The sequence below is a fragment of the Arhodomonas sp. KWT genome, from assembly GCF_010993615.1.
In genome coordinates this window covers 1-2,015 of the sequence record NZ_WNXE01000342.1, presented here as the reverse complement: position 1 = coordinate 2,015, position 2,015 = coordinate 1, and the positions used below count along the sequence as shown (strand labels likewise).

At 69.3% G+C, this 2,015-nt stretch carries 2 protein-coding genes; both read left to right on the top strand.

Annotation, left to right across the window (positions count from 1 at the left end):
• On the top strand, positions 1 to 1,056 hold a 1,056-nt coding region (locus G7A99_RS18695; RefSeq protein WP_163143025.1), incomplete at its 5' end, for a sigma-54-dependent Fis family transcriptional regulator.
• 327 nt (positions 1,057 to 1,383) lie between these two features.
• Positions 1,384 to 2,015, top strand: a 632-nt coding sequence (locus G7A99_RS18690) for a FadR/GntR family transcriptional regulator (RefSeq protein ID WP_163143022.1), incomplete at its 3' end; no start/stop codon positions are given.

Genomic DNA, 2,015 nt, shown 5'->3' with positions numbered 1-2,015 from the left:
GAGCAGACCAACCTCGGCGATATGGTGGGGGTATCGCCGGCGTTCCGCGAGACCGGCGAGATCATCCGCAAGGCCGCCGAGAGCGCCGTGACCGTGCTGCTGCTCGGCGAGACCGGTGTAGGCAAGGAGATGTTCGCCCGGGGCCTGCACCAGCTCAGTCGCCGGGCGGCCAACGCCTTCGTCGCGGTCAACTGTGCGGCGATGCCCGAGGAGCTCATCGAGTCGGAGCTCTTCGGCGTGGAGAAGGGGGCGTTCACCGGCGCCCAGCAGTCCCGTCCCGGGCGCTTCGAGCGCGCCGACGGCGGGACGCTGTTCCTCGACGAGGTCGGCGAGCTCTCTCAGGGCGCCCAGGCCAAGCTCCTGCGCGTGCTCCAGGAGGGCGAGTTCGAACGTGTCGGCGACACCCGCACCCGCCACGTGGACGTGCGCCTGGTCGCCGCCACCAACATGGACATGGAGCAGGCCGTGCGCGAGGGGCGCTTCCGCGCCGACCTCTACTACCGGCTCAACATCTACCCCGTGATCATCCCGCCGCTGCGCGAGCGCCGCGAGGACATCCCGCTGCTGGTCGAGCGCTTCCTCGCCAAGTACAACGCCCGCCACGGCAAGCGCATCCAGGGCGTGAGCGAACGGGCCGTCGAGGCGCTGCAGGCCTATGACTGGCCGGGCAACATCCGCGAGCTGGAGAACATGATCGAGCGCGGCGTGATCATCGCCGACAACCAGCGCCGGATCGAGGTCAAGGACCTGTTTCCGCGCATGAACCTCTCCGGCGGCTGCGCCGAGGAGCCGCGCACGGCACCCGTCGTCACCGCCGCGCCCCCCGCCGATGGACCGGCCACGCCGGAAGCGGCCCGGTCACCGGCAAATCTCGACGAACTCGCCGACCTGGTTCTCGACCGCCAGGCCTCGCTGGACGAGCTCGAGCCCCGGCTCATCCAGCATGCTGTCCGCCGCGCCGGCGGGAACCTCAGCCAGGCGGCCCGGTCGCTGGGCATGACCCGCCCGCAACTCGCCTACCGGATGAAGAAACACGACATACCCGGCGAGACCTGATCACCACCGCGCGGCACCGGGCGGACAGACGGACGGAACCGTCCCCTGTCCGCCACCGCTGTGACCACTCCGCCCCGTCGTCGGACACCCCCTGTCGATGCATTGCGCTCCGCCGGAGCCGGTCTATCCTGCACCGAACGGCACCCACCTCTGACACCCGGCACGCCCGAAGGGGCCGAAACCCCCGCCACCAGCGGGCTGGGCACCAGGAGGTCCCCCGGCAACGGCCGGCGGGCTGTAGACAAACCCCGAATCTATGCTATTTATCCTTATAAATAGGTAAATCGTGCCCGCACGGCCGGGCAGGTGGGAGTTGTCAGGCAAGTCATGCAGGATCCCGGGCGCAAACCGACCCGACGCAAGCTCTCCGACCTGATCGTCGAGGACGTCAAGCGCTGGATCGTGGTCGAGGGCCTGCAGCCGGGGGATCGCCTGCCGAAGGAACGGGAGTTCATCGACCTCTACGGCTGTGCCAAGGGCACGGTGCGCGAGGCGCTCAAGGCGCTGGAGGTCGAGGGACTGGTAGTGATGCGCACCGGCCCGACCGGCGGCGCCTATGTCGCCGAGCCCGGCGTCGAGCAGGCCACCCGGGCGCTGCGCAACTACCTGCACTTCCAGAAGCTCGACGGCCGGCAGATCTACCAGCTGCGCAAGGGCGTCGAGGTCGAGGCCGCCGCGGCCGCCGTGGGGCGGCTCACGGATGCGGATTTCCGGGCGCTCGAGGAGAACATCGCGCTGTGCGAGGGCCTCGGCTTCGAACGCGACGGCCAGCGCGAGCTGCGCCTCGCCGAGCTCAGTTTCCACAACCGCATCGCCGATGCCTGCGGCAACCCGCTGCTGCGCTTCATGGTGTACTTCATCAGCGACCTGCTCTCCGATCTCGTCGACCTCAAGCGCACCTACCGCCCCCGGCGCGTGCAGTTCGGCGAGGACAACCGTCACTACCACCGCGAGCTGCT